Annotated in this window: 22 protein-coding genes and 1 other annotated feature; of the genes, 20 read left to right on the top strand and 2 right to left on the bottom strand. The window is 50.0% G+C overall.

From position 1 onward, the window contains the following. Positions 1-34: 34 nt before the first annotated feature. The gene (locus KTH89_RS00255; protein WP_158343929.1) at positions 35-556 is read right to left on the bottom strand and encodes a peptidylprolyl isomerase; all 522 of its coding nucleotides are present in this window, start codon (positions 554-556) and stop codon (positions 35-37) included. A 130-nt stretch (positions 557-686) separates the two neighbouring features. On the opposite strand from KTH89_RS00255, the gene KTH89_RS00250 reads away from it, so the two are divergent. The 16 genes from KTH89_RS00250 to aspS all read left to right on the top strand — a co-directional run bounded on the left by KTH89_RS00250 (position 687) and on the right by aspS (position 20268). Then, positions 687-1664, top strand: coding sequence for a LacI family DNA-binding transcriptional regulator (locus KTH89_RS00250; RefSeq protein ID WP_238720192.1), 978 nt, complete (start codon positions 687-689; stop codon positions 1662-1664). 50 nt (positions 1665-1714) lie between these two features. Next, a complete protein-coding gene (locus KTH89_RS00245; protein WP_158343933.1) occupies positions 1715-2401 on the top strand; it encodes a FadR/GntR family transcriptional regulator in 687 nt (228 codons plus the stop codon). 208 nt (positions 2402-2609) lie between these two features. Then, positions 2610-2963: a helix-turn-helix domain-containing protein gene (locus tag KTH89_RS00240; RefSeq protein WP_158343935.1), complete on the top strand. Its 354-nt coding sequence runs from the start codon at positions 2610-2612 to the stop codon at positions 2961-2963. Positions 2964-3075: 112 nt separating this feature from the next. After that, positions 3076-3540 (top strand): hypothetical protein, encoded by a 465-nt coding sequence (locus KTH89_RS00235; RefSeq protein ID WP_238720191.1) that lies wholly within the window; start codon positions 3076-3078, stop codon positions 3538-3540. Positions 3541-3646: 106 nt separating this feature from the next. Beyond that, positions 3647-3941 (top strand) — a binding site (T-box leader). 204 nt (positions 3942-4145) lie between these two features. Then, entirely contained in the window at positions 4146-5939 is a 1794-nt protein-coding gene (gene ilvB / locus KTH89_RS00230; protein WP_238720349.1) for a biosynthetic-type acetolactate synthase large subunit, read from the top strand. Positions 5940-5951: 12 nt separating this feature from the next. Continuing rightward, complete coding sequence (gene ilvN, locus KTH89_RS00225; protein WP_158343939.1) at positions 5952-6452, top strand: acetolactate synthase small subunit; 501 nt, start codon at positions 5952-5954, stop codon at positions 6450-6452. A 656-nt stretch (positions 6453-7108) separates the two neighbouring features. Continuing rightward, the gene (gene ilvD, locus KTH89_RS00220; RefSeq protein WP_238720190.1) at positions 7109-8767 is read left to right on the top strand and encodes a dihydroxy-acid dehydratase; all 1659 of its coding nucleotides are present in this window, start codon (positions 7109-7111) and stop codon (positions 8765-8767) included. Between the two features lie 507 nt (positions 8768-9274). Beyond that, positions 9275-9955, top strand: coding sequence for an HAD family hydrolase (locus KTH89_RS00215; RefSeq protein ID WP_158343943.1), 681 nt, complete (start codon positions 9275-9277; stop codon positions 9953-9955). A 9-nt stretch (positions 9956-9964) separates the two neighbouring features. Continuing rightward, positions 9965-10483: a GNAT family N-acetyltransferase gene (locus KTH89_RS00210; RefSeq protein ID WP_238720189.1), complete on the top strand. Its 519-nt coding sequence runs from the start codon at positions 9965-9967 to the stop codon at positions 10481-10483. Between the two features lie 14 nt (positions 10484-10497). Continuing rightward, a complete protein-coding gene (locus tag KTH89_RS00205) occupies positions 10498-11388 on the top strand; it encodes a LiaF transmembrane domain-containing protein (protein WP_238720188.1) in 891 nt (296 codons plus the stop codon). A gap of 71 nt (positions 11389-11459) precedes the next feature. Continuing rightward, positions 11460-13763 carry a RelA/SpoT family protein gene (locus KTH89_RS00200; RefSeq protein ID WP_158343950.1) on the top strand — a complete coding sequence of 768 codons (2304 nt, stop codon included), beginning with the start codon at positions 11460-11462 and terminating at the stop codon, positions 13761-13763. Between the two features lie 35 nt (positions 13764-13798). Next, the gene (locus KTH89_RS00195; protein WP_158343952.1) at positions 13799-14431 is read left to right on the top strand and encodes an MBL fold metallo-hydrolase; all 633 of its coding nucleotides are present in this window, start codon (positions 13799-13801) and stop codon (positions 14429-14431) included. Between the two features lie 619 nt (positions 14432-15050). Beyond that, entirely contained in the window at positions 15051-16499 is a 1449-nt protein-coding gene (hemZ, locus tag KTH89_RS00190; protein ID WP_238720187.1) for a coproporphyrinogen dehydrogenase HemZ, read from the top strand. A gap of 2 nt (positions 16500-16501) precedes the next feature. Next, a complete protein-coding gene (locus KTH89_RS00185; protein WP_238720186.1) occupies positions 16502-17119 on the top strand; it encodes an HD-GYP domain-containing protein in 618 nt (205 codons plus the stop codon). After that, positions 17116-18360, top strand: coding sequence for a histidine--tRNA ligase (hisS, locus tag KTH89_RS00180; RefSeq protein WP_158343956.1), 1245 nt, complete (start codon positions 17116-17118; stop codon positions 18358-18360). Before KTH89_RS00185 ends, hisS begins: the two co-directional genes overlap by 4 nt. A gap of 120 nt (positions 18361-18480) precedes the next feature. After that, entirely contained in the window at positions 18481-20268 is a 1788-nt protein-coding gene (aspS, locus tag KTH89_RS00175; RefSeq protein WP_238720185.1) for an aspartate--tRNA ligase, read from the top strand. A 45-nt stretch (positions 20269-20313) separates the two neighbouring features. Here the strand turns inward: aspS and KTH89_RS00170 are convergent, their stop codons facing one another. After that, complete coding sequence (locus KTH89_RS00170; RefSeq protein ID WP_238720184.1) at positions 20314-20616, bottom strand: DUF1294 domain-containing protein; 303 nt, start codon at positions 20614-20616, stop codon at positions 20314-20316. A gap of 167 nt (positions 20617-20783) precedes the next feature. Between KTH89_RS00170 and glyA the strand changes: the two genes are divergently transcribed. From glyA to KTH89_RS00150, 4 genes are all read left to right on the top strand, one after another. Next, the gene (gene glyA, locus KTH89_RS00165; protein WP_158343963.1) at positions 20784-22025 is read left to right on the top strand and encodes a serine hydroxymethyltransferase; all 1242 of its coding nucleotides are present in this window, start codon (positions 20784-20786) and stop codon (positions 22023-22025) included. A 384-nt stretch (positions 22026-22409) separates the two neighbouring features. Next, complete coding sequence (locus KTH89_RS00160) at positions 22410-22778, top strand: type II toxin-antitoxin system RelE/ParE family toxin (protein ID WP_238720183.1); 369 nt, start codon at positions 22410-22412, stop codon at positions 22776-22778. Then, positions 22765-23055, top strand: coding sequence for a helix-turn-helix domain-containing protein (locus KTH89_RS00155; protein ID WP_158343967.1), 291 nt, complete (start codon positions 22765-22767; stop codon positions 23053-23055). Before KTH89_RS00160 ends, KTH89_RS00155 begins: the two co-directional genes overlap by 14 nt. Before the next feature lie 193 nt (positions 23056-23248). Next, entirely contained in the window at positions 23249-23974 is a 726-nt protein-coding gene (locus KTH89_RS00150) for an SGNH/GDSL hydrolase family protein (protein ID WP_238720182.1), read from the top strand. The last annotated feature ends 17 nt before the right edge of the window (positions 23975-23991 follow it).

Genomic DNA, 23991 nt, shown 5'->3' with positions numbered 1-23991 from the left:
TGTGCCTGTCTCGATTACAAAATGATGTGTTATATTACATTTTCTCGGGTTCCGGATAATCTACGCCAAAGGTTTCCACAGTGACTGTTTTCATTACCTGGGGAGTTAGCGGACGGTCGTTGTAATCCGTATCGGTTTCCGCGATCTTATTTACCACGTCCATCCCTTCCGTTACCTTGCCGAAGGCTGCGTACGAGCCGTCCAGATGGGGAGAGGTCTGGTGCATGATAAAGAACTGGCTTCCGGCGGAGTTGGGATGCATGGCCCTGGCCATGGATAACACGCCGGGAGCGTGTTTGAACTGGTTGACGAATCCGTTCTGAGCGAATTCGCCTTTGATGCTGTAGCCGGGGCCTCCCATTCCGGTGCCGTCCGGGCATCCGCCCTGGATCATGAACCCGTTGATTACCCGGTGGAAGATCAGGCCGTTGTAGAAACCGGATTTTACCAGGCTGATAAAGTTATTGACCGTATTGGGGGCGATATCGGGATATAATTCCGCTTTGATGAGGTCTCCATTTTCCATTTCAAATGTTACGATTGGATTTTGTGCCATAATTTTTGTACATCCTTTCTTTCTTACGTTATCTTATCAAGTTTACCACAAAATCGGGCTTTCCAAAACATAAATTTTCTGATATCATTTCACTTGAGATTTATACCTATGATAAAAGGAGATTTTTATCATGAATATTAATGAGATTGCAAAGCTGGCGGGAGTTTCAAGGGCGACGGTATCCAGATATTTAAATGATGGGTATGTAAGCCAGGAGAAAAGGCAGGCAATCAAAACGGTGATCGATGCGACCGGCTACACGCCATCCGTACAGGCGAAGATGCTGCGTACAAATAAAACCATGCAGGTGGGCATCGTGCTTCCGGAAATACGGTCTGATTTTGCCTGTGAGATGGGGGACGGCATGACCTCCGTGCTGGCGGAAAAAGGGTATTATATACTGTTGGGCAACGCGAAGAACAGTACAAGCAGAGAATTGGAATATTTGAATATATTCAGGAACAACCGGGTGGATGGAATTATTTTTATCCCAACCGGTTATTCGGAGGAAAAACAGAAATTTCTGGATCAGCTTACTACGCCCTGCGTCGTCATCGGGCAGCAGATGAAAGGGCACAGCTGTGTCTGCTTCGATGACTATGAGGCAGCCAGAAACATGACGGAACTGCTGGTCAGGCGGGGCAGAAGACAGTACGCTATGCTGGCGGTGTCACGGTCAAACTGGGGCGTTAAACAGGAACAGGATGGATTCCGGGCCGTTTTATCAGAACATGGCATTCCGGATGATCATATAATCATAACAGAAACCGGATACGGCATTTCGGATGGATATCAGGCCATGCGTCAGCTGCTAAGCAGGAAGCCGGAGATTGACGCAGTCTTCGTGGCGGCGGATGAGATCGCGGTGGGAGCGGTGAATGCGGTCCGGGATCTGGGCAGGCGGATACCGGAGGATATATCCGTGGTCAGTCTGGGAGACACTAAATTAGCGGAAATCATTTCGCCGAAACTGACCACCGCCCGTTATTTTTATCGGGAAAGCGGCGTGGAAGCGGCCGAGATGCTGCTGGAGATGATGGAGGGAAAGAATCTGACGGCAAGGGTGCGGAAAATGGGATTTGAAGTGATCTGCCGGGAAACCGTCTGAGTATACCCTGTAGCGTCAGCCTGCGCAAAGCAGACGGGAGGAAAATCAATATGGCAAGTACGAGAAGGCTGTCGGAAAGTGTAGCCGATGATATACGGACCATGATCACGATTGAGAAAAGGTTTTGTCCCGGGGATAAGATCCCGAACGAAAATGAGCTATCCCGGGAACTGGATGTCAGCCGGACGACCCTTCGGGAAGCCGTCCGCATTCTGATCACCAACGGCGTGCTGGAGATACGCAGAGGGCTTGGAACCTATGTCCGGGAGGAAAAGGAAACCTATGCGGGAATGGCGCTTGGAAGCCTGACGGATACGAAAGCGGGCGCCCGGGATCTGTATGAGATGCGTCTGATCTTTGAGCCGGAGGCGGCCGCGCTGGCCGCGGTCAGGGCCAGTGATCAAGAGCTGAAGCGGATCATAGGGTACGGACGGCAGGTGGAAGAACTGATCCGGGAAGGAAAAGACCGGACCAAAGCGGAGCATGCTTTTCACAAAGCGATTGCGAAAGCGACTCACAATGACTTCATGTATAAACTGATGCCGGTGCTGTATGAGGCGATCGGCAAAGGGGTGGCGCTTTCCGAGCAGAGTGAGGCGGCGGTGAAGAGTACCTTAAGCGACCACGGACTTATCATGGAATTCCTGGAGGCCAGGGATGCCCAGGGAGCCAGAAGCGCGATGAAGATCCATATCCGGCATGCTATGAAGGAACTGGGGCTTGACGCAGAGGGATAGCGTATGATAAGAAAAGTTCCCGAAGAGAAGACAGCAATAGGCGGTTATCCAAACCCAAGGATAATCGCCTTTTTTCATTCCATTGCCGGACAGCCTTAGAGATCCCCCCAACCACTATGACTGACGGGAAAAATAATTTCCTTCCAGTCAGTTGTGCTGAGAAACCATAGGACTAAAATAATGGGTAGGAAGATAAGGTGGAATAGTTTTGGAATTAATTTACAAACAGATGGCTAAAAATATAAAAAACTTAAGAGTCAGTAAGGGTCTGAGCCAGGAAAAATTAGCGGAATTAGTAGGCGTTACACCAAACTATATCTATCGCCTGGAAACAGGGCATAAGAAAATGAGTTTAAATTGTCTGCTGTCTATACTAAACGCTTTGGATATATCGGTGGATCAGATTATCCCGGCCAAAAGTACACAGGAGGATTACGAATTATCAGAAGTGCAGGACCAGCTGCTGAACATCGTAAAAGGGTGCGATGAAAATGAAATTGCATTTATCATGGAGCACATGAAAAATTTATTATACGAATTACATAAATATATCAAGCATTAGATTCCGGTTCGGCCCAAGCCAAAGCCGGTATATCCTGATAAATAGTTCCAAAGCAACTGTATACGGAAGATAAAAAAGAATTTGTTTGAATCTACTAAAGAGCGGAGTGATTATGACCAGATTAAAGAAAAAGCAGCTTATCTTCGCCGGCCTGTTCCTGCTGTTTGCGGTAACTCTTATGCTTATTTTTTTCGCCTGTATAGCGAACGGCTCAACCGTTAAACAATACAGGGAAACACCGACGGGCAATATCGGTGTCTATTCCATATGGAGAATAAAGGAAAACGGTGACTTTGAATCCCTGAAATCGGCGCGGGTTATCTATAAGAAGGCAGCCGTCACAGATACCCGCATTGTATGCTCCAATATTACAAACAGCGGGACAAACGCTTTTATCGTCATCGAGTATTTTTTACATAATCAGCAGTATTATGAAACGATAGATTATGATTTCACAGAAAACAAGTCCGATAACCAGGAGACGGATCCGGTGGAAACGTTCCTCTTTGTTCTCTCCCCTTTCGGATATCCTTTCCTGCACGCCCTTTGGCTGAAAGTGCAGGAATTCATTTGTTAAAGATATATTTCAATTGACATCATGAATTTCCTGTGATAAAGTGATAAAAATAGCAGTGCACGTAAGCGGATAAATAGCAGCCGCAAGTGCTCATAGCAATTAAACAGAAAATGCAGGGACGAGGAAGAGTAAATACTTTGCGGAATTTACAGAGAGAAGATGGCTGGTGCGAATCTTCAATTCGGGAGTATGGAAGTAGCCTCCGAGCAGTGGACCGAACGAGAGTGATCTTTAGTAGACTTCAACGGAATTTTCCACCGTTATAGGGAAAGCGGTATCGATAGTAATATCCGTACTGATAGAATCGTCTTGTCAGTTCAGGTTATTTATCCGTACTGGCAGAGTGCAGAGAGGAATCTCTGAATTTAGGTGGTAACACGGATGAAATATTCGCCCTAAGCCAAAGGTAGTTGGCTTAGGGCTTTTTTTGTTCCCCGGGAAGTGTTCCGTTGCAACAAAAATCTTTCGGGAGACCGCACAGCCGGTATTTTCCGGACTTCATAATTTTGGTTTCACTGATACAAAAAATATACACAAAAAATATGTTACAGGAGGGATGTCAGATGGAAAAAACAGAAATAGGCATAGAAGGGAATTCTGCCGGTATGCAGGACACAGGGAGGAATGGAGGAGAAATAAAAGGCGCGGAGTTGTTTGTGAAAGCCTTGATCGAGGAAGGAGTACAGACTCTGTTCGCCTATCCGGGCGGTATGGCTATCGATCTTTTTGACGCGCTGTATGGACAGAGCGAACTGGATGTGGTGCTGCCAAGACATGAGCAGGCGCTGGTTCACGAGGCGGACGGCTACGCCAGATCTACGGGGAAGACAGGAGTCTGTCTGGTTACCAGCGGCCCGGGAGCCACCAATCTGGTGACCGGTATCGCCACCGCCAACTATGACAGCGTGCCATTAGTCTGTTTCACCGGCCAGGTTCCCACGAATCTCATCGGAAACGATGCGTTTCAGGAGGTGGACATCGTCGGGATTACGAGAAGCATCTGTAAATATGCGGTTACCGTGCGTGACCGGAAAGATCTGGGCAGGATCATCAAGGAGGCATTCTACATTGCGGCATCGGGAAAACCGGGACCGGTAGTCGTAGATATCCCGAAAGATATCCAGCAGGAATTCGGCAGCAGCGAATATCCAAAAGAAGTAAACATACGCGGATACAAGCCCAACACCGGAATCCATGCAGGACAGCTAAAGAAAGCGATGGGAATACTGAACAAAGCGAAGCGGCCGGTTCTGCTGTGCGGCGGCGGAGTGAAGATCTCAGGCGCCGGAGCCCTGCTGACCCGGTTCGCGGAAAAGACCGGTATCCCGGTTATCACGACGATCATGGGAAAGGGCTGCATTCCCAGCAGCCATCCATTATATGTGGGAAATATCGGGATGCACGGAAACTACGCGTCGAATCAGGCGGTCAGCGAGTGCGATGTCCTGTTTTCCATCGGAACCAGGTTCAATGACCGGATTACCGGAAAAATCAGCGAATTCGCGCCCCACGCTTCGATTATACATGTGGATGTAGACCCGGCGTCCATCTCCAGAAACATAAAGGTCGATGTCCCTATCGTAGGCGATGCAAAAGCGGCCCTTCAGCTGATGCTTTCGGAAGCGGAGCGGCTGCAGTTGGAAGAGTGGGTACAAAAGATCGGTGATTGGAAGCAGAAATACCCGATTCGGATGGGGCAGCAGGACCAAAATCAGGATCAAAACCAGAATCACAGATCAAACGGGAAGCAGACTCTGACGCCGGAACGGATTCTTCGTTCGATCAATACCATGTTTCCAAAATCTATCGTTGTGACCGACGTAGGACAGAACCAGCTCTGGACTACTCAATACCTGGAACTGGATGAGAACCGGCAATTACTGACTTCAGGAGGGCTTGGCACTATGGGCTACGGATTTCCGGCCGCCATCGGCGCAAAAATCGGCAATCCCGACACGGATGTGATCTGCATCAGCGGAGACGGCGGTATGCAGATGAATCTTCAGGAGATGGCCACGGCTATGGCTCTGGAACTTCCGATTATCATCTGCGTGATGAACAACGGGTATCTGGGAAATGTCCGCCAGTGGCAGGAGATGTTCTACAACCGCCGGTATTCCAGCACCTGCCTATGCTACCGGAAAAGCTGTAAGAGAGACTGCCTGAATCCGGATAAATGCTGCCCCAAATATCTTCCGGACTATGTAAAGCTGGCAAAAAGCTATGAAGCCAAAGGTATCCGGGTAGAATCCGGGGAAGATATAGAAGCCGCTTTGACAGCGGCCAGGGAAAATAAGAGCGGTCCCACTTTAATAGAATTTATCATTGAAAGAGAAACCAACGTCCTGCCCATCGTTCCGGGCGGCAACGCATTGAGCGATATGATTATGGAAGCATAGGAGGAAAAACGGATGAAAAAAAGATGGATATCCCTGTTTGTAGAAAATGATATCGGAGTGCTGGCCAAAATATCCGGCCTGTTCTCAGGAAAGGCATACAATCTGAACAGCCTGACGGTGGGGGAGACCGAAGATCCCACGGTATCCAGAATGACCATCAGTCTGACCAGCGACGATTTGACCTTTGAACAAATCAAAAAACAGCTGAACCGCAGTGTGGAGGTCATCAAGGTCGTGGATTATACCGACATCCCGATTCACAAAAAAGAGCTGATGTTCATAAAGGCTGGAAACCTGAGTGTGGAGGAATGTGAGGAAATATTCCGGATCGCGGAAGTGTTCCGGGTTCGGATCAAAGACTATGGAAAAAATACCGTCATTCTGGAGTGCCTGCAGACGGAAAATAGAAACAGTGACTTGATGCGGCTGCTGGCGGATCGCTTTGGAAACAGAATCGAGGTGGTCCGCGGAGGAAGCGTGGCGATCGAGGCGGTCAGTATGTCTGAGCGGTAGCGGAGTCGCTGTGGAAGAGGAAGGCATGGAGGCGGCGGGGGTGCGCTTCGGGGGGAGTATAGGGGACGGCAGGCCCTACAGGCGGAACATCCGCTTTGGCCGGTCCGGGGCGGAGAAGTGGCCCTGATCCGGGGCGGTGGGCTGTTCGCCGGCTGCTGCTAAACAAAAAACCGGGGGATGGGAGCAGGAACCGGGTCTATTCGCCAGGAACGCCGGATGCGTTCCCGGCTCAGAGACCCTTGCACGTCGGCGTGGAACGCCGCCGCGCATCCTGCCCCCATCCCCTCGGTTTTTTGTTAAGCAGCAGCACGGCCGCCCAATGCCCCGGATCAGGGCCACTTCTCCGCCCCGGACCGGCCAAAGCGGATGTTCCGCCTGTAGGGCCTGCCGCCCCCTATACTCCCCCCGAAGCGCACCCCCGCCGCCTCCATGCCTTCCTCTGCTCAATGGCCAGGTTTGGTAGAAGGGGAAGGTGGGAGGGGAGGAGGTTTGATTAGATTTGGCTATGGTTTGGGTTAATATTACTACTCTGAAAGGTTGTGGGGATTTTGAAAATACGGATGTATGATGACTATGTTGACATGGTATGTCATATGTGATAGCATACATAATATCTATTGTATATTAGAACAGTGTGGAAGAAAGGGGAAAGTGAAATGAGAAGCGACCGGATCAAGAAAGGAATGGAGGCGGCGCCGCAGAGAGCGCTGCTGTATGCGCTGGGACTTACGGAGGAGGAGATGGAGAGGCCTTTGATTGGCATTGTGAGTTCCTGGAATGAGATCGTGCCGGGACATATGAACCTGGATAAGATTGTGGAGGCGGTAAAACAGGGGGTAGCCATGGCCGGAGGAGTGCCGGTGGTGTTTCCGGCCATTGCAGTCTGTGACGGTATCGCTATGGGACATGAAGGGATGAAGTATTCCCTGGTAACCAGGGAGCTGATCGCGGACAGCACGGAAGCGATGGCGATGGCGCATCCCTTTGACGGCCTGGTCATGATTCCAAACTGTGATAAAAATGTACCGGGTCTTTTGATGGCCGCGGCCAGGCTGAACCTACCTTCAATCTTTGTGAGCGGCGGCCCGATGCTGGCCGGAAGAAACGGAGGGGAAAGGATCAGCTACTCCGATGTATCCGAGGTGGTAAGCCGGTATATATCGGGAGAGGTGAAAGAAAAGGAAGTCAAAGACTGTGAGCGGAACGCCTGTCCCACCTGCGGTTCCTGTTCCGGGATGTTCACGGCGAACAGTATGAACTGCCTGACCGAGGTACTGGGCATGGCGATGCCCGGAAACGGTACGATACCCGCCGTCCACTCGGAGCGCTTAAGGCTGGCAAAGCGCACAGGCATGCAGATTCTGAAATTGGTAGCACAGGATATAAAACCGAGGGACATTATGACCCGGGAAGCCTTTTTAAATGCTCTGACCATCGATATGGCTCTGGGATGCAGCACGAACAGCATGCTCCATCTGCCGGCTATCGCTCATGAGTGTGATATTACCCTGGATCTGGATCTCGCAAATGAGATCTCAGAGAAAACGCCGAACCTCTGCCATCTGGCCCCGGCCGGTCCCCACTACGTCGAAGACCTGAACCGGGCGGGAGGAATCCGCGCCGTCATGCACGAGATCAGCAAACCGGGCCTGCTACATACGAACCTGATGACCTGCACTGGCCGGACCATAGCAGAAAATATAAAAGACTGTGAAATCAAGGACCCGGAAGTAATCCGTCCGTTCCAAAACCCATACAGCCCTACCGGAGGGATCGCCGTCCTAAAAGGCAATCTGGCCCCGGACGGCTGTGTGGTCAAGCGTTCGGCCGTCTCCCCGGAAATGATGAAACACACGGGAAGAGCCCGGGTATTCAACAGTGAAGAAGAAGCCCTCCAATCCATCTACCAGGGCCTCATCCGCCCCGGCGACATCATCGTCATCCGGTACGAAGGCCCCAAAGGCGGTCCTGGCATGCGTGAAATGCTCAATCCCACCTCCGCCATCATGGGAAGCGGACTCGGCAGCAGCGTAGCCCTAATCACCGACGGCCGGTTCTCCGGCGCCACCCGGGGCGCCGCCATAGGCCACGTATCCCCCGAAGCCGCCCTGGGAGGTCCCATCGCCCTGATCGAAGAAAACGACCAAATCGAAATCGACATCCCCACCCACACCATCCACCTAGCGGTACCCGATCAAATCCTAAAGGATCGAAAAACCCGCTGGACCCCACCCACCCCAAAAGCAAAAGTCGGCTACCTAACCCGCTACGCCAAAAGCGTAACCTCCGCCAACACCGGAGCAATCTTACAATAATCCCACCATCGCCCTCCCCCTCCGTCATTTTTTTGCAGGCGGAGCAGGGCGGGAAGCAGGCAGGCTGAGGCGCGGATGTAAGATCAGGCGGCATATGGTTTGGATGCGGTAGTTTTCGTAAGGGGAGACCGGCCGGGGCTTCTGTATCGTTGGGAGTGCATTGAGAGGTCTTATGGATTTCTTATAGGGCAGAATTTTAGCCAAGCCCGGGGCCGGACAGTGTCTGAGCGAATGCGAGTTTGTCCGGCCCCGGGCTGTCCTGGCTAAAATCCTGGCCTATTAGAAATCCGAAGCCCCCTCGAACGCACCCCCCAACGATACCGAAGCCCCGGCCGGCCTCCCCTTACGAAAACTGCCGCATCCAAACCATATGCCGCCTGATCTTACACCCGCTGCCTCAGCCTGCCTGCTTCCCGCCCTGCTCCGCACCCCCACCAAAAAAATGTTGCTATTTGTCTAAAGGAATGGTATGTTCTATGTAAATTCATTTGTTAGGAGTTTAAACATATGCTAAAAGGAGTCATCTTTGATATGGACGGCGTGATCATCAACAGCGAGCCGGTTCATTATGAAGCTTACCGGCAGGTGTTGGAAGAGCTGGGATGTGAAGAAGAATATACCTATGAGATTTACCAGAAGACGGTGGGCTCCACCCAGTACCGGGTAGTGGAAGAAATAATAAACCGGTTCGGGCTTACGCTGAGCGTGGAGGAGATCCAGGCCAGAGGGCTGAAAAAGCAGAGTGAGATATTTAAGACGGAAGGTTATCCGCCGGTACCGGGCGCGGTGGAATTAATCCGGAAACTGCACAATGCGGGATTGAAGCTGGCGGTGGCCTCCTCTTCCGTGGAAGCTTTGATTGAGGAATCGATCCGGGGGATCGGGGTAACGGAATACTTTGACCGGATGGTCAGCGCGGACACGCTGGATAAGCCGAAGCCGGAACCGGACGTATTTTTGTTGGCGGCGCAGGAGCTGGGCCTCTCCCCGGATGAGTGTATTATTATAGAAGATTCTGAGAACGGGGTGCTGGCGGCGAAGGCGGCCGGGATTCCCTGCGTCGGTTATATCAACCCGGATTCCGGGAAACAGGATTTAAGCGCGGCGGATATCCTGGTGGAAGGATTTGAGGAAATCGATGAGGAATTTATGGTCAGAGTGTGGAAGAGAGCCCACGGAGAACCATGAACGATCGCGGTGACGAAACGTCTGCTGATCCGGGAAATTACGCCGGATGATGTGGATGCGCTTTACCGGATTTACGGGGATGAGCGGGTTACCAGATATATTCCCGGGCTGCAGAAAGACCCTGAGGAAGAACGCAGGCTGACGAAGGCCTATATAGAGAGCGCGTATGCTTTTTATGGATTCGGGCTGTGGGTGGTGCTCGAACGTTCCACGGGAAGACTGATTGGACGGGTGGGATTAACGCCCCGGCAGATGGGGGACTGCTGTGTATTGGAATTGGGCTATGTGATCGATGCCGGGTGCTGGAGACAGGGATATGCGGCGGAGGCCTGCGAGGCGGCGATCCGGTATGCGCGGGAAGAACTGGACTGCGGGGAACTGAACGCATTTATCAGGATAGAAAATACGGCCTCCATCGCCCTGGCCGAGAAACTGGGCTTCCGGTATTTTGACCGTTGGGAGCAGGACGGATTTCAATTCGTATGGTATGTGAAGGATTTGTGTGATACACTTTATAATATGGAATAAAGGAGGCTATACTTATGAGATATCGCTTATCAAGCATTTTATGGGGCGTTGCGTTCATCGTCGCAGGCATCGGGTTCGCGGGAAATGTTCTGGGCCTGTGGAGCTTCAGCCTGTTTTTTGACGGATGGTGGACTTTATTTATCATTGTCCCCTGTGTGATCAGTATGATTCAGAACCGGCCCAATGCGGGAAATATTTTCGGAGTGTGCGTCGGTATCATGCTGCTTTTGTCGGCGCAGAATGTATTTTCCAGCCGGGTGATGTGGGGCATGATGTTCCCGGTGGTTTTAGTTGTAATTGGAATTAATTTTCTGGTTCGGAGTAATCGAAATCAATATCGTGGCAATACTTATCAGGGGAATTCCTATCAGGACGATACTTATCAGGGAGGCTACCGGGGCGGTCCGAAGAGCAGCGCGGGCAAGGCAGAGGGCTTCGACGGGTCACAGCAGGGGCAGCAGGCCGGACAGGGCGGTTATTCCGGACAGGGCAGCTATTCCGGTCAGAGTGCGTATACCGGTCAGAGCGCATATACCGAGGATACGGGAAAAAGCGGCAGCTATCAGCCTCATATGGAAGCGGGAGTCCCTCAGTTTTCAACCGTATTTAACGGGAGAAAAATAAGCTATAATAATGAAGTGTTCCAGGGGGCTGTGCTTCATACCGTGTTCGGCGGCATGGACCTGGACATTCGGAATGCAATCATCGATCAGGACGTACTGATCAAAGTGAATTCTATATTCGGAGGCATCGATATTCTGGCTCCGGATGACGTGCTGATCATGGTGAAAGACCAGTCCTTCTGCGGCGGTGTTTCCAACAAAAAAAGTCCTCCCTACGGAACGCCCAGAGCAGTCGTCTATATAGACGCCCAGTGTGTATTCGGCGGTGTGGATGTAAAATAAGGACAAAAGATTGCATTTTTTGAGGAATCTCATTATAATAAATAGATAACCGAAAAAAGTGGTGGGCATAAATGGGAGAAAAATCTGAATTTCAGATACCGGCGGATAAGCTCAAAGAGATCGAGAGCTGTGTAAAAGCGCCGGCTGAATTTACCAGTCCGGATGTACTGTATGACGAATTGATTGCCAGTGTGAAAAAATATCATCCGTCCACAGATATATCCATCATAGAAAAAGCATATAAAACTGCCAGGGAAGCGCATAAGGACCAGGCGAGAAAATCGGGTGAGCCGTATATTACTCACCCTCTTTGTGTTGCAATCATACTGGCGGATCTGGAGTTAGACAAAGAGACCATCGTGGCGGGGCTTCTGCATGACGCGGTGGAAGATACGATTATGACGGTGGAAGAGGTAGCGGCCGGTTTCGGCAATGAGGTCGCTCTTTTAGTGGACGGGGTCACCAAGTTGGGACAGCTGTCATACAAGGCGGATAAGGTCGAGGTACAGGCGGAGAATTTAAGAAAAATGTTCCTGGCTATGGCAAAGGACATCCGTGTTATACTGATCAAACTGGCGGACCGCTTGCACAATATGCGTACGCTCCAGTACATGAAGCCGGAGAAACAGAAGGAAAAAGCAAGGGAGACCATGGATATCTATGCTCCTATCGCGCAGCGGCTGGGTATTTCCAAGGTGAAGGTGGAGCTGGATGATCTGGCCTTAAAATATCTGCAGCCGGATGTGTACTATGATCTGGTGGAGAAAATCGCGCTTCGCAAAAGCGCCAGGGAAGAGTATGTGCAGAGTATCGTGGATGAGGTACAGACGCATATTATCAAGGCCGGTATCCGGGCCGACGTGTCCGGGCGGGTCAAACATTTCTTCAGTATATATAAGAAAATGGTGAATCAGGATAAGACCCTGGATCAGATATACGATCTGTTCGCGGTGCGCATTATCGTGGATACGGTCAAGGACTGCTACGCGGCGCTAGGCGTCATTCATGAAATGTACAAACCGATCCCGGGCCGGTTCAAGGATTATATCGCCATGCCGAAGCCGAATATGTACCAGTCTCTTCATACAACCCTGATCGGACCGACCGGTCAGCCTTTTGAGATACAGATTCGGACATATGAAATGCACCGGACGGCGGAATATGGTATCGCCGCCCATTGGAAATACAAAGAATCCTCCGATGGCAAGAAGAGCGTGGCGGACCAGGAAGAAGAAAAATTAAGCTGGCTGCGTCAGATTCTGGAATGGCAGCGGGATATGTCGGATAACCGGGAGTTCATGAGCCTGTTAAAGAGCGACCTGGATCTGTTCTCCGACAGCGTGTATTGCTTTACTCCGTCGGGAGACGTGCAGAATCTGCCCGCCGGTTCCACGCCCATCGATTTCGCTTACAGCATTCACAGCGCGGTGGGGAATAAGATGATCGGCGCCAAGGTAAACGGCAAGCTGGTCAATATCGACTATGAGATCCAGAACGGCGACCGGATCGAGATCCTTACCTCCCAGAATTCCAAAGGGCCCAGCCGGGACTGGCTGGCTATTGTCAAGAGCACGCAGGCAAAAAATAAGATCAATCAGTGGTTTAAAAACGAATTCAAGGAAGAAAATATCACTCGCGGCAAGGACATGGTGAATCAGTACTGTAAAGTTAAGAGCATCAACCAGAGCGAGATTATGAAACCGGAATTCCAGGAAGTGGTTCAGCGCAAATACGGCTTCCGAAACTGGGATTCGGTGCTGGCGGCCATCGGCCACGGCGGTTTAAAGGAAGGGCAGGTAGTCAACCGTCTGCAGGAAGAGCGGCAGAAGACCCTGAAAAAAGAGATTACCGATGAAAAGATCCTGGAGACGGTCTCCGAGGTCAAGGATAACCGGATCCGTATCGCCAAATCCAAGAGCGGTATTGTGGTCAAGGGCATCCACGATGTGGCGGTGCGTTTCTCCAAATGCTGCAGTCCGGTTCCGGGAGACGAGATTGTAGGTTTCGTCACCAGAGGCCGGGGCGTGTCCATTCACAGGACGGACTGCGTCAATGTGATTAATCTGCCGGACAGCGACCGGGTGCGCCTGATCGACGCAGAGTGGCAGCAGCCGGATGAGGCGGGCGGCAACGGCCTGTATCTGGCGGAGCTTAAGATATACGGCAGAAACCGGATGGGACTGCTGGTGGATGTATCCAAGATATTTACAGAGCAGCAGATTGACATGACTTCGATCAATGTAAGAACCAGCAAGCAGGGAACCGCAACGATCAATGTCACGTTTAACATAACCGGGCGGGAGCAGCTGATCCAGGTGACCGACAAGCTGCGCCAGGTAGAGGGAATCATGGATATCGAACGGACCACCGGCTGACGTGGTCCTATGTGAAAGAATGAGGTGTTGAGGCAATGGGAGCACTGGAAATTAAAACATATCCGGTGGGTATGCTTTCTACCAACTGCTATTTTCTGATTCGTAAGGATACCAGGCAGACGGTAATCATAGATCCGGGAGCAGACGCAGAGCGGCTGAAAGTCAAGATCGAGGAGCAGCAGTTGGAACCGCAGGCCATCCTTCTGACCCATGCCCACGCGGATCATATCATGGGTGTGGAATATTTAAAGAATGCCTATCAGATTCCGGTCTATATACACGAGGCGGACAGCGAGACGCTCCGGTATGCGGACAGGAATTTGTCTGTCATGTTCGGCGCTGACATATCGTTAAAAGCGGATGTCTGCCTGAAGGATCAACAGGAGCTAACATTAGCGGGTTTTGAAATCCGGGTTCTGTTCACACCGGGGCATACGGCCGGGGGCTGTTGTTATTATCTGCCGCAGGAGCATGCGCTGATGTCGGGGGATACGCTGTTTTATGACAGCATCGGACGGACGGATTTTCCGGGGGGAAGCATGTCGGAGCTGCTTCGTTCTGTGGGGGATAAGCTGATGACCCTTCCGGATGAGACGGATGTCTATCCGGGACATGGAGAGCCGACGACGATCGGACGGGAGAGAGAATATAATGCCTGGATTCGGTGAACGGGTCCGGGCTTAATTAGGTCTTCCTGAAGGGGGGCCTGAGAGGGGCCGGGAGGAGAGGAAAGCGGCGGGGCCTTGCGGGGATGGGCTGCAAATCTCGTGGGGCCAAATCGCTTCGGCCGGACCTAAGAACGGATAACTCCGATGGAGGGAGAACCTCTTATTGGCATAGCCCGGGACAAACTCGCCAAAATGCGGCTCGGACAGTGTCCCGGACTCTGCGAGGTTCTCCCTCCATCTGCGTAATCCGTTCTAAGGTCCGGTCTCAAGCGATTTGGCCCCACGAGATTTGCAGCCCATCCCCGCAAGGCCCCGCCGCTTTCCTCTCCTCCCTACTCTTTAGCAGGCTGGGAGTGAGGAGGATGATTGTTATAATAGGTTTAGCGGCGGTAGCGGTGGGTATAGATGGGGTTGTTTCTTAATGGTATTAGGTTTAGATGAGATTTTTATCCGGTTAATGGGGTTGTTCGGTTTAATGGGTTTATTCAATTTGATGGGTTTATCCAATTTAATGGATTTATTCAGTTTGATAGGTATATTCAGTTGATGGGTATATTCAGTTAATGGGTTTATTCAATTTGATGGGTTTTGAAAATTTAGAGTATGTGGAGTTATAGGGATGATTACAATTCAATTTGGTAATAGGGAGTTTTTGAATGAGATTTTTCCGCTGGTGAAGTCGTTTTTTCCGGGTGAGGATGTTGTGGTGACGGATGAACCGGTGGAAGAGGCAGAGGTGCGGATTTTGCTTTTGTATCTGCCGGGGGTTATTGTGATTCAAGTGAATGGGGATGACGGGGGTTTTAGAGAGGTTACGGTTCCGCGTAATGACGGGGATCGGATGGAGACGAAGAATGAATGTAAGCGGGCGGTGTATCGTCTGCTTTCGGAATATACGCAAAGGGAGCTGCCCTGGGGGAGCCTGACCGGGATACGGCCGACGAAGATCGCGCTTTCTATGCTGATGGAAGGGCGTAGGAATGTGGAGATTGCGCAGAGGATGCGGGAGGAGTATTTGGTCAGCAGGGAGAAGACCGCGTTGGCTATAGCGATCGCGAACCGGGAACTGCATATTTTGAAGGATATTGATTATGAGGAAGGGTATAGTTTGTACGTGGGAATTCCGTTTTGTCCCAGTACCTGTCTTTACTGTTCTTTTACGTCTTATCCGATTTCCGGGTGGGAGGATCGGATTGAGGAGTATTTGAGGGCGCTGTTCCGGGAGATTGACGGGGTCTCTGAGATGTGCGGGCATAAGAAGCTGAATTCTATTTATATGGGAGGAGGCACGCCTACAACTCTTGCGCCGGAACAGATGGACCGGCTGCTTACCAGACTGGAGGAGAGGTTTTCTTATGAGCATCTGCTTGAGTTTACGGTGGAGGCGGGGAGGCCTGACAGCATTACCAGAGAGAAGCTTAAGGTGCTGAGAAGACATGGAATCAGCAGGATTTCTGTTAATCCGCAGACGATGAATCAGCAGACCTTGGATGTGATCGGACGCCGGCATACGGTGGAGCAGACCGTGGAGGCTTTTTATATGGCCAGGGAGCTGGGGTTTGATAATATTAATATGGATATTATTATGGGGCTGCCCGGGGAAGGAGTGGCGGAAGTCACTCATACGTTGGAAGTGCTTAAGGAATTGGACCCAGATAATATTACGGTTCACTCGCTGGCGATTAAGAGAGCGGCCAGGCTTAATATGTTCCGGGAGGAGTATCGGGATCTGAAGATCGAGAATACGGAGGAGATTATGAATCTGGCTTCCCGGACCGCTCAGGAGATGGGAATGGAGCCCTATTACCTGTACCGGCAGAAGAATATGGCGGGAAATTTTGAAAATGTTGGCTATGCAAAGGTTGACAAAGCCGGAATTTACAATATACTTATGATGGAAGAGATGCAGACCATCATGGCTCTGGGAGCGGGAAGCGTCAGCAAGCTGGTGATTCCCTCACAGAACCGGATCGAGCGGTGCGGTAATGTCAAGGATGTGCCCACTTATATCGGCAGAATTGAGGAGATGCTTGAGCGCAAGCGGAATCTTCTGGCCGATGGAGGATAGGAATGGGTAGTATGGAGACGAATCTGGAAAAAAAGTATTTCTTACAACAGGATGTGTCCGATGGTATCAGCCACGCGATCTGCGTCAGCTGTCTGGCGGGAAGACTGGCCGCCATGCTTCAGGAAGAGCAGACGGTGTGCTATGATCTGGCTGTGGCCGGAACGATACATGATATCGGGAAGATCAAGCTGTCTTCTTATCTGTATGGCAGAGATGAGGAAGCGCTGGATGTGGAGCAGATGAAATACATCCATCAGCACACGGAACTGGGGTATGAGATCGCCAGGGAGCATGGCTATCCGGAACATATCCAGCAATGGATTTTGCATCACCATGAAAATTACGACGGTTCCGGGTATCCGTTTCATTTAAAAGGGGAAGAGATTCCCTACGGCGCCAGGATCTTGAGAGTCTGCGACGTATTCGCGGCGCTTACGGCGGACCGGCCGTACCGCAGGGCATTTGACCTGGAGACGGCGATGGAACTGATGATAGAGGAAATAAAGAATTTCGATATGCGGATATTTTTGGCTTTTCAGCGGATGGTCCATGAGGAAGATATAAACGGGCTGTTAAACCAAAAGGATCTGCAGGTGGAAATACAGGAGGGAAAATTATGATAACACAGGCACCTAGAGGAGTACAGGACTGGTACGGCGAGGATATGCACCGGCGTGCGGTCGTGGAGAAGATTGCCAGGGATCTGGCCAGAACTTATAATATCACGGAAATTATTACCCCCGTTTTCGAGCATACGGTGTTATTTCAGCGGGGCGTGGGCGAGACCACCGATGTGGTGCAAAAGGAGATGTATACCTTCGAGGACAAAGGGGGAAGAAGCATTACTCTGAAGCCGGAAGGTACCGCGGGGGTTATGCGTGCGTATCTGGAGCACAATCTGTATGCCAATCCCCAGCCTGTGAAGTTTTATTATGTAACCCCGGCGTTCCGGTATGAAAAACCCCAGAGCGGGCGGCTGCGCCAGCACCATCAGTTCGGCGTGGAGTTCGTGGGCGCCAAAAGCCCGTTGGCGGAGGTAGAGGTAATCAGCCTGGTTGCGGCTCTTATTAAGAAACTGGGGCTGAAAGATGCGAAGCTTCATATCAACAGCATCGGCTGCAAGGACTGCCGGAAGACCTATAACGACGCGCTGCTTAAGTACCTGTCCGAGCATGAAAGCGAGCTGTGCGAGACCTGCCGGGAACGGATGAAGACGAACCCGCTGCGGGTCATCGACTGTAAGGTGGACAGCTGTAAGAAGATTGTCAAAGATGCGCCCAGAACTATTGATTATCTGGATGAGGAATGCCGGAACCATTTTGAAGAACTGCAGGCGCTGCTGACGGAGCTCAATATTCCCTATGAGATCGACACGGGCATCGTCCGGGGCCTGGACTATTATACAAAAACGGTATTTGAGTTCGTGAATTCCGAGGGCTTTACGCTGTGCGGAGGCGGCCGGTACGACGGGTTGATTCATGAGATCGACGAGAAGCAGGACATCCCTTCCGTGGGATTTGGCATGGGAATCGAACGTATTCTATATTTTCTGGACAAAGAGGGCGTGGATCTGCCACCCATGGATGTGCCGGAGTTATACGTAGGGATTCTTGGTAAAGATGCGCGGGCCAAAGCATATCGTCTGGTCAATGAGATAAGATCTCACGGCATCATCGTGGAAACCGACTATCTGGACCGCAGCGTGAAAGCGCAGATGAAATATGCCAACAAAATCGGCGCGAAGAAAACCGTAATCATCGGCAGCGACGAGCTGGCTAACAATAGAGCAGTGGTAAAGGATATGCAGTCCAAGGAGCAGACAGAGGTGGCTTTGGATGAGATACCGGGACTGTTTGTGTAAGAAATTAGGGATTTGTAGAAAATGGTTAGACCGAAAATTCGGTAAAATGGGAAGATTCGGTAAAGTCGGAAAATTCGTTAAAGTCAGAAAATTCGTTAAAGTCAGGAGAATAAGAAAGATATGGCAGAGGCAATGAAGGGGCTGCACAGGACCCACAGATGTACAGAAGTGAGCAATCAGAATATTGGTGAAACCGTAACCGTCATGGGATGGGTACAGAAACGGCGGAATCTGGGAAGCATGATCTTTGTGGATTTAAGAGACCGTTCCGGTTTACTGCAGGTAGTATTTGAAACAAAAGATATCGGAGAGGAAGGATTCGCCAAAGCGGAAAAGCTGAGAAATGAATTCGTGATCGCCGCGGTCGGCCGTATCGAGAAGAGAGCCGGGGCTGTGAACGAGAACCTGGCGACCGGGGATATCGAGCTGCGGGCCACGGAGCTTCGGATCTTATCCGAATCGGAGACGCCTCCGTTCCCCATCGAGGAGGATTCCCAGACCAAAGACGAGCTGCGTTTAAAATACCGCTATCTGGATCTGCGCCGTCCGGATCTTCAGAGAAACCTGATCTTAAGAAGTAAAGTGGCCACTCTGGTCAGAAACTTTCTGGCGGAAGAGGGCTTTCTCGAGATAGAAACTCCTATCCTGGGAAAAAGCACGCCGGAGGGAGCCAGGGATTACCTGGTGCCAAGCCGGATCCACCCCGGAAAGTTCTACGGACTTCCCCAGTCCCCCCAGCTGTTTAAGCAGCTGCTGATGTGTTCCGGATATGACCGGTATTTCCAGATCGCCAAATGCTTCCGGGACGAAGACCTGCGGGCCGACCGGCAGCCGGAATTTACCCAGATCGATATGGAATTATCCTTTGTGGACGTGGACGATGTGATCGATGTCAACGAAAGGCTGCTGGCCCGTGTATTCCAAGAAGCGATCGGTGTGGAGGTGCCCCTTCCGATCCCGAGAATGACCTGGCAGGAAGCTATGGACCGTTTCGGTTCCGACAAACCCGATACCCGTTTCGGCATGGAGCTGGTGGATGTATCGGAAGTGGTCAAAGGCTGCGGCTTCGGTGTCTTCATAGGCGCGCTTGATAACGGAGGCAGTGTCCGCGGCATAAATGCCGAAGGGCAGGGCGCGATGCCCAGAAAGAAAATCGATGCGCTGGTCAACCTGGCAAAAGATTACGGCGCGAAAGGCCTGGCCTATCTGGCGGTCAACGAGGACGGAACCTACAAGTCCTCCTTTGCTAAATTTATGACCGAAGAGGAGCTCAGCGCCCTGGTGCAGGCTATGCAGGGAAAACCCGGGGATCTGCTGTTGTTTGCTGCCGATCAGAACAAAGTCGTTTACGACGTATTGGGCAGCCTGCGGCTGGAGCTGGCGAAGAACCTGGGATTGTTAAACAAAAACCAGTTCAATTTCCTCTGGGTAACGGAATTCCCTCTGTTAGAGTGGTCCGAGGAGCAGAACCGTTTTGTGGCCATGCATCATCCGTTTACCATGCCTATGGAAGAAGACCTGGAGCTTCTGGACACCGATCCAGGAAAGGTACGCGCCAAAGCCTACGACATCGTACTCAACGGTACCGAGCTGGGCGGCGGAAGCGTCAGAATCTTCCAGAATCATGTGCAGGAGAAGATGTTCGAGATCCTGGGCTTCACCATGGAGGATGCCTATGAGCGTTTCGGCTTCCTTCTGAACGCCTTCAAATACGGTGTTCCGCCTCACGCGGGCCTGGCCTATGGTTTCGACCGTATGCTGATGCTGATGGCCGGGGAGGACAGCATCCGGGAAGTTATCGCCTTCCCGAAGGTAAAAGACGCTTCCTGCCTGATGACGGAAGCGCCCAACGTAGTAGACTTAAAACAGCTGGATGAGCTGAGCATTGCCATCCAAGCCGAAGAATAACAAAAGGGGACATGTCCAAATCAGTTTGGGACATGTCCCTTTTTGTTAATTGGACAAACCAGAGAACTTCAGGATAAGGAAGATCCCGGTGGCCAGTTCAACAAGAAAGATAACCGGAATCCCTATCGTGAAGGACTTATGCTTCGTCTTATGCCGGAAGACACTCATGCCGATTCGGGCGCCGATGCTGCCTCCCAATATAGCAGACAAAAACAGCATTTTTTCCGGGATGCGCCATTTGTGGCGGATGGCTTTGGATTTATCGATGCCCATCAGAGCAAAGCCCACGAGATTGATCAATAATAGATAGGCGAGAATCCAGAAACGGTAATCAAGTAAAAAATTCATAGTATACTCCTTTGACAATAATCATGCAATTTATGTATAAACATTCTTTATTTATAACCACAGCTTATCATGAGCCCCCTAACTTTTCAATGAAAACCTATATTCCATTCTCATCCGCGGTATGTTATAATCTCACTAGAGTGAATAAGCATACAGGAGGAAAAGTAATGTATTCTTTAGATGAAGTCAAAGCAGTGGATATGGAAGTTGCGCAGGCTATTACGGACGAAATGGAACGCCAGAACAGTCATATCGAGCTGATCGCATCCGAGAACTGGGTAAGTAAAGCCGTGATGGCGGCCATGGGAAGTCCGATGACGAATAAATATGCGGAAGGATATCCCGCGAAGCGGTATTATGGCGGATGCGAATGTGTGGATGTGGTGGAGAATCTGGCCATCGAACGCGCGAAAGAACTGTTCGGCTGCGATTATGCCAATGTACAGCCCCATTCGGGAGCCCAGGCGAATATGGCAGTGTTCTTTGCCATGCTGGAGCCTGGTGATACCTTCATGGGGATGAACCTGGACCACGGCGGTCATTTGACCCATGGAAGCCCCGTGAATATGTCCGGAAAATATTTTCATGTGGTGCCTTATGGCGTGAATGATGAAGGATTCATCGATTATGACGAGGTGCGCCGGATCGCGCTGGAAGCGAAACCGAAGTTAATCGTGGCGGGAGCCAGCGCCTACGCAAGGACTATTGATTTTAAGAAATTCCGCGAGATCTGCGATGAGGTTGGGGCTTACCTGATGGTAGATATGGCTCACATCGCCGGCCTGGTGGCAGCGGGTCTTCATCCAAGCCCTATCCCGTATGCAGATGTGGTTACCACGACGACCCATAAGACTTTGAGAGGCCCCAGAGGCGGTATGATCCTGGCTAACGAAGAGGCGGCTAAGAAATTTAATTTCAACAAGGCGATATTCCCTGGCATCCAGGGAGGCCCGCTGATGCATGTGATAGCGGCCAAAGCCGTATGTTTCAAGGAAGCCCTGTCGGACGAGTTCAAAGCATATCAGCAGCAGATCGTCAAGAACGCACAGGCTCTTAGCAAAGCGCTGATGGAACGCGGTATTAAGATCGTATCCGGAGGAACGGATAATCATATGATGCTGGTCGATCTGACCAATCTGGACCTGACCGGAAAAGAAACTGAAAAATTACTGGATGAAGCGCATATCACATGTAATAAGAATACAATTCCCAATGATCCCAAATCCCCGTTTGTTACCAGCGGTATCCGCCTGGGGACGCCTGCCGTCACCAGCCGGGGGCTCAACGAGGAGGATATGGTACAGATCGCGGAGGCGATTTCCATCATGCTGCATGAGAAGGATGCCGGCAAGGAGAAGGCGATGGCAATCGTTAAGAAGCTGACGGATCAGTATCCGCTGATTGGGTAATTTCTAAAAATACACAGGTCCTGCTGAAGAGGTGATGACACTACTCAGCAGGACCTCCGTTTATAATTTATTTAGATTAATCAAAAGACTTTGGTGTTTCTGATGATTACACTTCGGATTACTACAGTAATTTCTTACCAGCTATCTTCTATGGCCATGGAGGATAGCTATTTGCTATTCTGATGATTATCTATGTAAGCAAGTGCTGTAAAAATTATCAGCACGAATGTTAACACTTCAAGTGTATGAAAATATAGTTTACACCACAAGTTCGTTCAGTTTACTGACAAAAAAGCAAACGATATTTTAGTGATTATTTATTTGACAATATGGCATATATGCCATATATTAAAAGTAGACTAAAGATAATAAGGGAGTTGGATAATGGAAGAATTTCTAGTGGAATTTTATGAAAAATGTGATGGAAGTCATCCGGCAGAAGATTTTATTCGATCACTTGATAAAAAAATGATGGCACGAATGTATGGCATTATCGGGATTTTAGAAGAAAAAGGGAATTTATTAAGAGAACCATATAGTAAGCATATTGAAGATGGCATATTTGAAATCAGAGCAAAATTTGGTAGTGATATATCAAGGGTGCTGTATTTTTTCTATATAGGGCGGAGAATAATATTGACAAATGGATTTAATAAAAAAACACAGAAAACTCCAATAACAGAAATAGCGTTAGCAAAAAAATATCGTAAAGATTTTATAAGCAGAATGGAGGGACAAAATGAAAACCTATAAAGAATCTCTAAGTGAAATGCTTGATGATAAAGAATTTAAAAAAGAATACGAAGAATTGCAACCGGAATTTGATATTATTCGTGCGATATCAGACGCAAGAATCTCGCAGAATTTAACACAAAAAGAATTGGCAGAAAGAACCGGAATTAATCAGGCAGATATTTGTAAATTAGAAAATGGTAGCCGCAATCCATCTTTAAATTTACTGAAGCGTTTAGCCGATGGAATGGGAATGACGTTAGAATTAAAATTTATTCCGAAAAAAACGACAAGATAATAATAATATCAGATACATCCCCACAATATGTTACTTTGTGGGGAAGTATCTGTAGTTTGAACTTTTCTGACATCACTCTTTACAAATGCATATAAACCTATACAATGCCTATAAATCCGGTGTATATAGTTTACACTGTAAGTTGGTTCATTTAAAACTAAATAAATAATTTAATAAAGTGGAGGGATACAACATGAAAGTCATGAATCTTTTTCGCGACAAAGCGAAGGATATGAACGGATGTCAGCCGGTAACCATTGCCTTTTTAGGCGACAGCGTCACACAGGGGTGTTTCGAGGTGTTTTTCAAAAATAACGGAGAGGTGGAAACGGTATATGACGTTAACAGCGCGTACCACAGCTACCTGAAAAATATTCTGACCACCCTCTATCCCAATGTCACGGTCAATATCATAAATGCCGGCATCTCAGGAAACACAGCGGAACAAGGTTATGCGCGTCTCGAACGTGACGTGATGAAATTCCATCCGGATCTGGTGGTGGTGTGCTTCGGCCTCAACGACTGTGGACAAGGGCCGGATTATATCAACGTATATGCGGATTCCCTTGGAAAAATATTTGAAAGGCTGAAAAGTGAAGATATCGAAACCATTTTTATGACCCCCAATATGATGAATACGGAAGTCAGCTGCCATATCGAGGACGAGAGAGTCCGGGAAATTGCCGTCACAACTATGGAAAATCAGAACGGCGGGCTTTTGGACAGGTATCTGGAAAAAGCAAGGGAAGTATGCCAAAGCCATCAGATCCCGGTATGCGACTGCTATCAGGACTGGAAAGCGATGGAGCGCAACGGAGTAGACATAACCGAAAGACTGGCAAACTACATAAACCATCCGGACCGGAAAATGAACTGGCTGTTCGCGGTTCGGCTCTTTGAAATGATGAATGGAGAATAATCCAGGGGCGAACGAAA

Source organism: Diplocloster agilis (genome assembly GCF_019042275.1).
GTDB classification, from domain to species: Bacteria; Bacillota; Clostridia; order Lachnospirales; family Lachnospiraceae; genus Diplocloster; species Diplocloster agilis.
Note: the sequence above shows the minus strand (reverse complement) of the source record. Positions and strands in the feature narration are given on the sequence as shown.

Bases quoted from the DNA above. Each gene is read 5' to 3' on its own strand.
- KTH89_RS00155 (WP_158343967.1), top strand. From the start codon at position 22,765: ATGAAAACCTATAAAGAATCTCTAAGTGAAATGCTTGATGATAAAGAA.
- aspS (WP_238720185.1), top strand. From the start codon at position 18,481: ATGGCAGAGGCAATGAAGGGGCTGCACAGGACCCACAGATGTACAGAA.
- KTH89_RS00185 (WP_238720186.1), top strand. From the start codon at position 16,502: ATGGGTAGTATGGAGACGAATCTGGAAAAAAAGTATTTCTTACAACAG.
- KTH89_RS00235 (WP_238720191.1), top strand. From the start codon at position 3,076: ATGACCAGATTAAAGAAAAAGCAGCTTATCTTCGCCGGCCTGTTCCTG.
- KTH89_RS00245 (WP_158343933.1), top strand. From the start codon at position 1,715: ATGGCAAGTACGAGAAGGCTGTCGGAAAGTGTAGCCGATGATATACGG.
- KTH89_RS00250 (WP_238720192.1), top strand. From the start codon at position 687: ATGAATATTAATGAGATTGCAAAGCTGGCGGGAGTTTCAAGGGCGACG.
- KTH89_RS00160 (WP_238720183.1), top strand. From the start codon at position 22,410: ATGGAAGAATTTCTAGTGGAATTTTATGAAAAATGTGATGGAAGTCAT.
- ilvB (WP_238720349.1), top strand. From the start codon at position 4,146: ATGCAGGACACAGGGAGGAATGGAGGAGAAATAAAAGGCGCGGAGTTG.
- KTH89_RS00170 (WP_238720184.1), bottom strand. From the start codon at position 20,616: ATGAATTTTTTACTTGATTACCGTTTCTGGATTCTCGCCTATCTATTA.
- KTH89_RS00255 (WP_158343929.1), bottom strand. From the start codon at position 556: ATGGCACAAAATCCAATCGTAACATTTGAAATGGAAAATGGAGACCTC.
- KTH89_RS00215 (WP_158343943.1), top strand. From the start codon at position 9,275: ATGCTAAAAGGAGTCATCTTTGATATGGACGGCGTGATCATCAACAGC.
- KTH89_RS00205 (WP_238720188.1), top strand. From the start codon at position 10,498: ATGAGATATCGCTTATCAAGCATTTTATGGGGCGTTGCGTTCATCGTC.
- KTH89_RS00150 (WP_238720182.1), top strand. From the start codon at position 23,249: ATGAAAGTCATGAATCTTTTTCGCGACAAAGCGAAGGATATGAACGGA.
- hisS (WP_158343956.1), top strand. From the start codon at position 17,116: ATGATAACACAGGCACCTAGAGGAGTACAGGACTGGTACGGCGAGGAT.
- KTH89_RS00195 (WP_158343952.1), top strand. From the start codon at position 13,799: ATGGGAGCACTGGAAATTAAAACATATCCGGTGGGTATGCTTTCTACC.
- hemZ (WP_238720187.1), top strand. From the start codon at position 15,051: ATGATTACAATTCAATTTGGTAATAGGGAGTTTTTGAATGAGATTTTT.
- ilvN (WP_158343939.1), top strand. From the start codon at position 5,952: ATGAAAAAAAGATGGATATCCCTGTTTGTAGAAAATGATATCGGAGTG.
- KTH89_RS00200 (WP_158343950.1), top strand. From the start codon at position 11,460: ATGGGAGAAAAATCTGAATTTCAGATACCGGCGGATAAGCTCAAAGAG.
- ilvD (WP_238720190.1), top strand. From the start codon at position 7,109: ATGAGAAGCGACCGGATCAAGAAAGGAATGGAGGCGGCGCCGCAGAGA.
- glyA (WP_158343963.1), top strand. From the start codon at position 20,784: ATGTATTCTTTAGATGAAGTCAAAGCAGTGGATATGGAAGTTGCGCAG.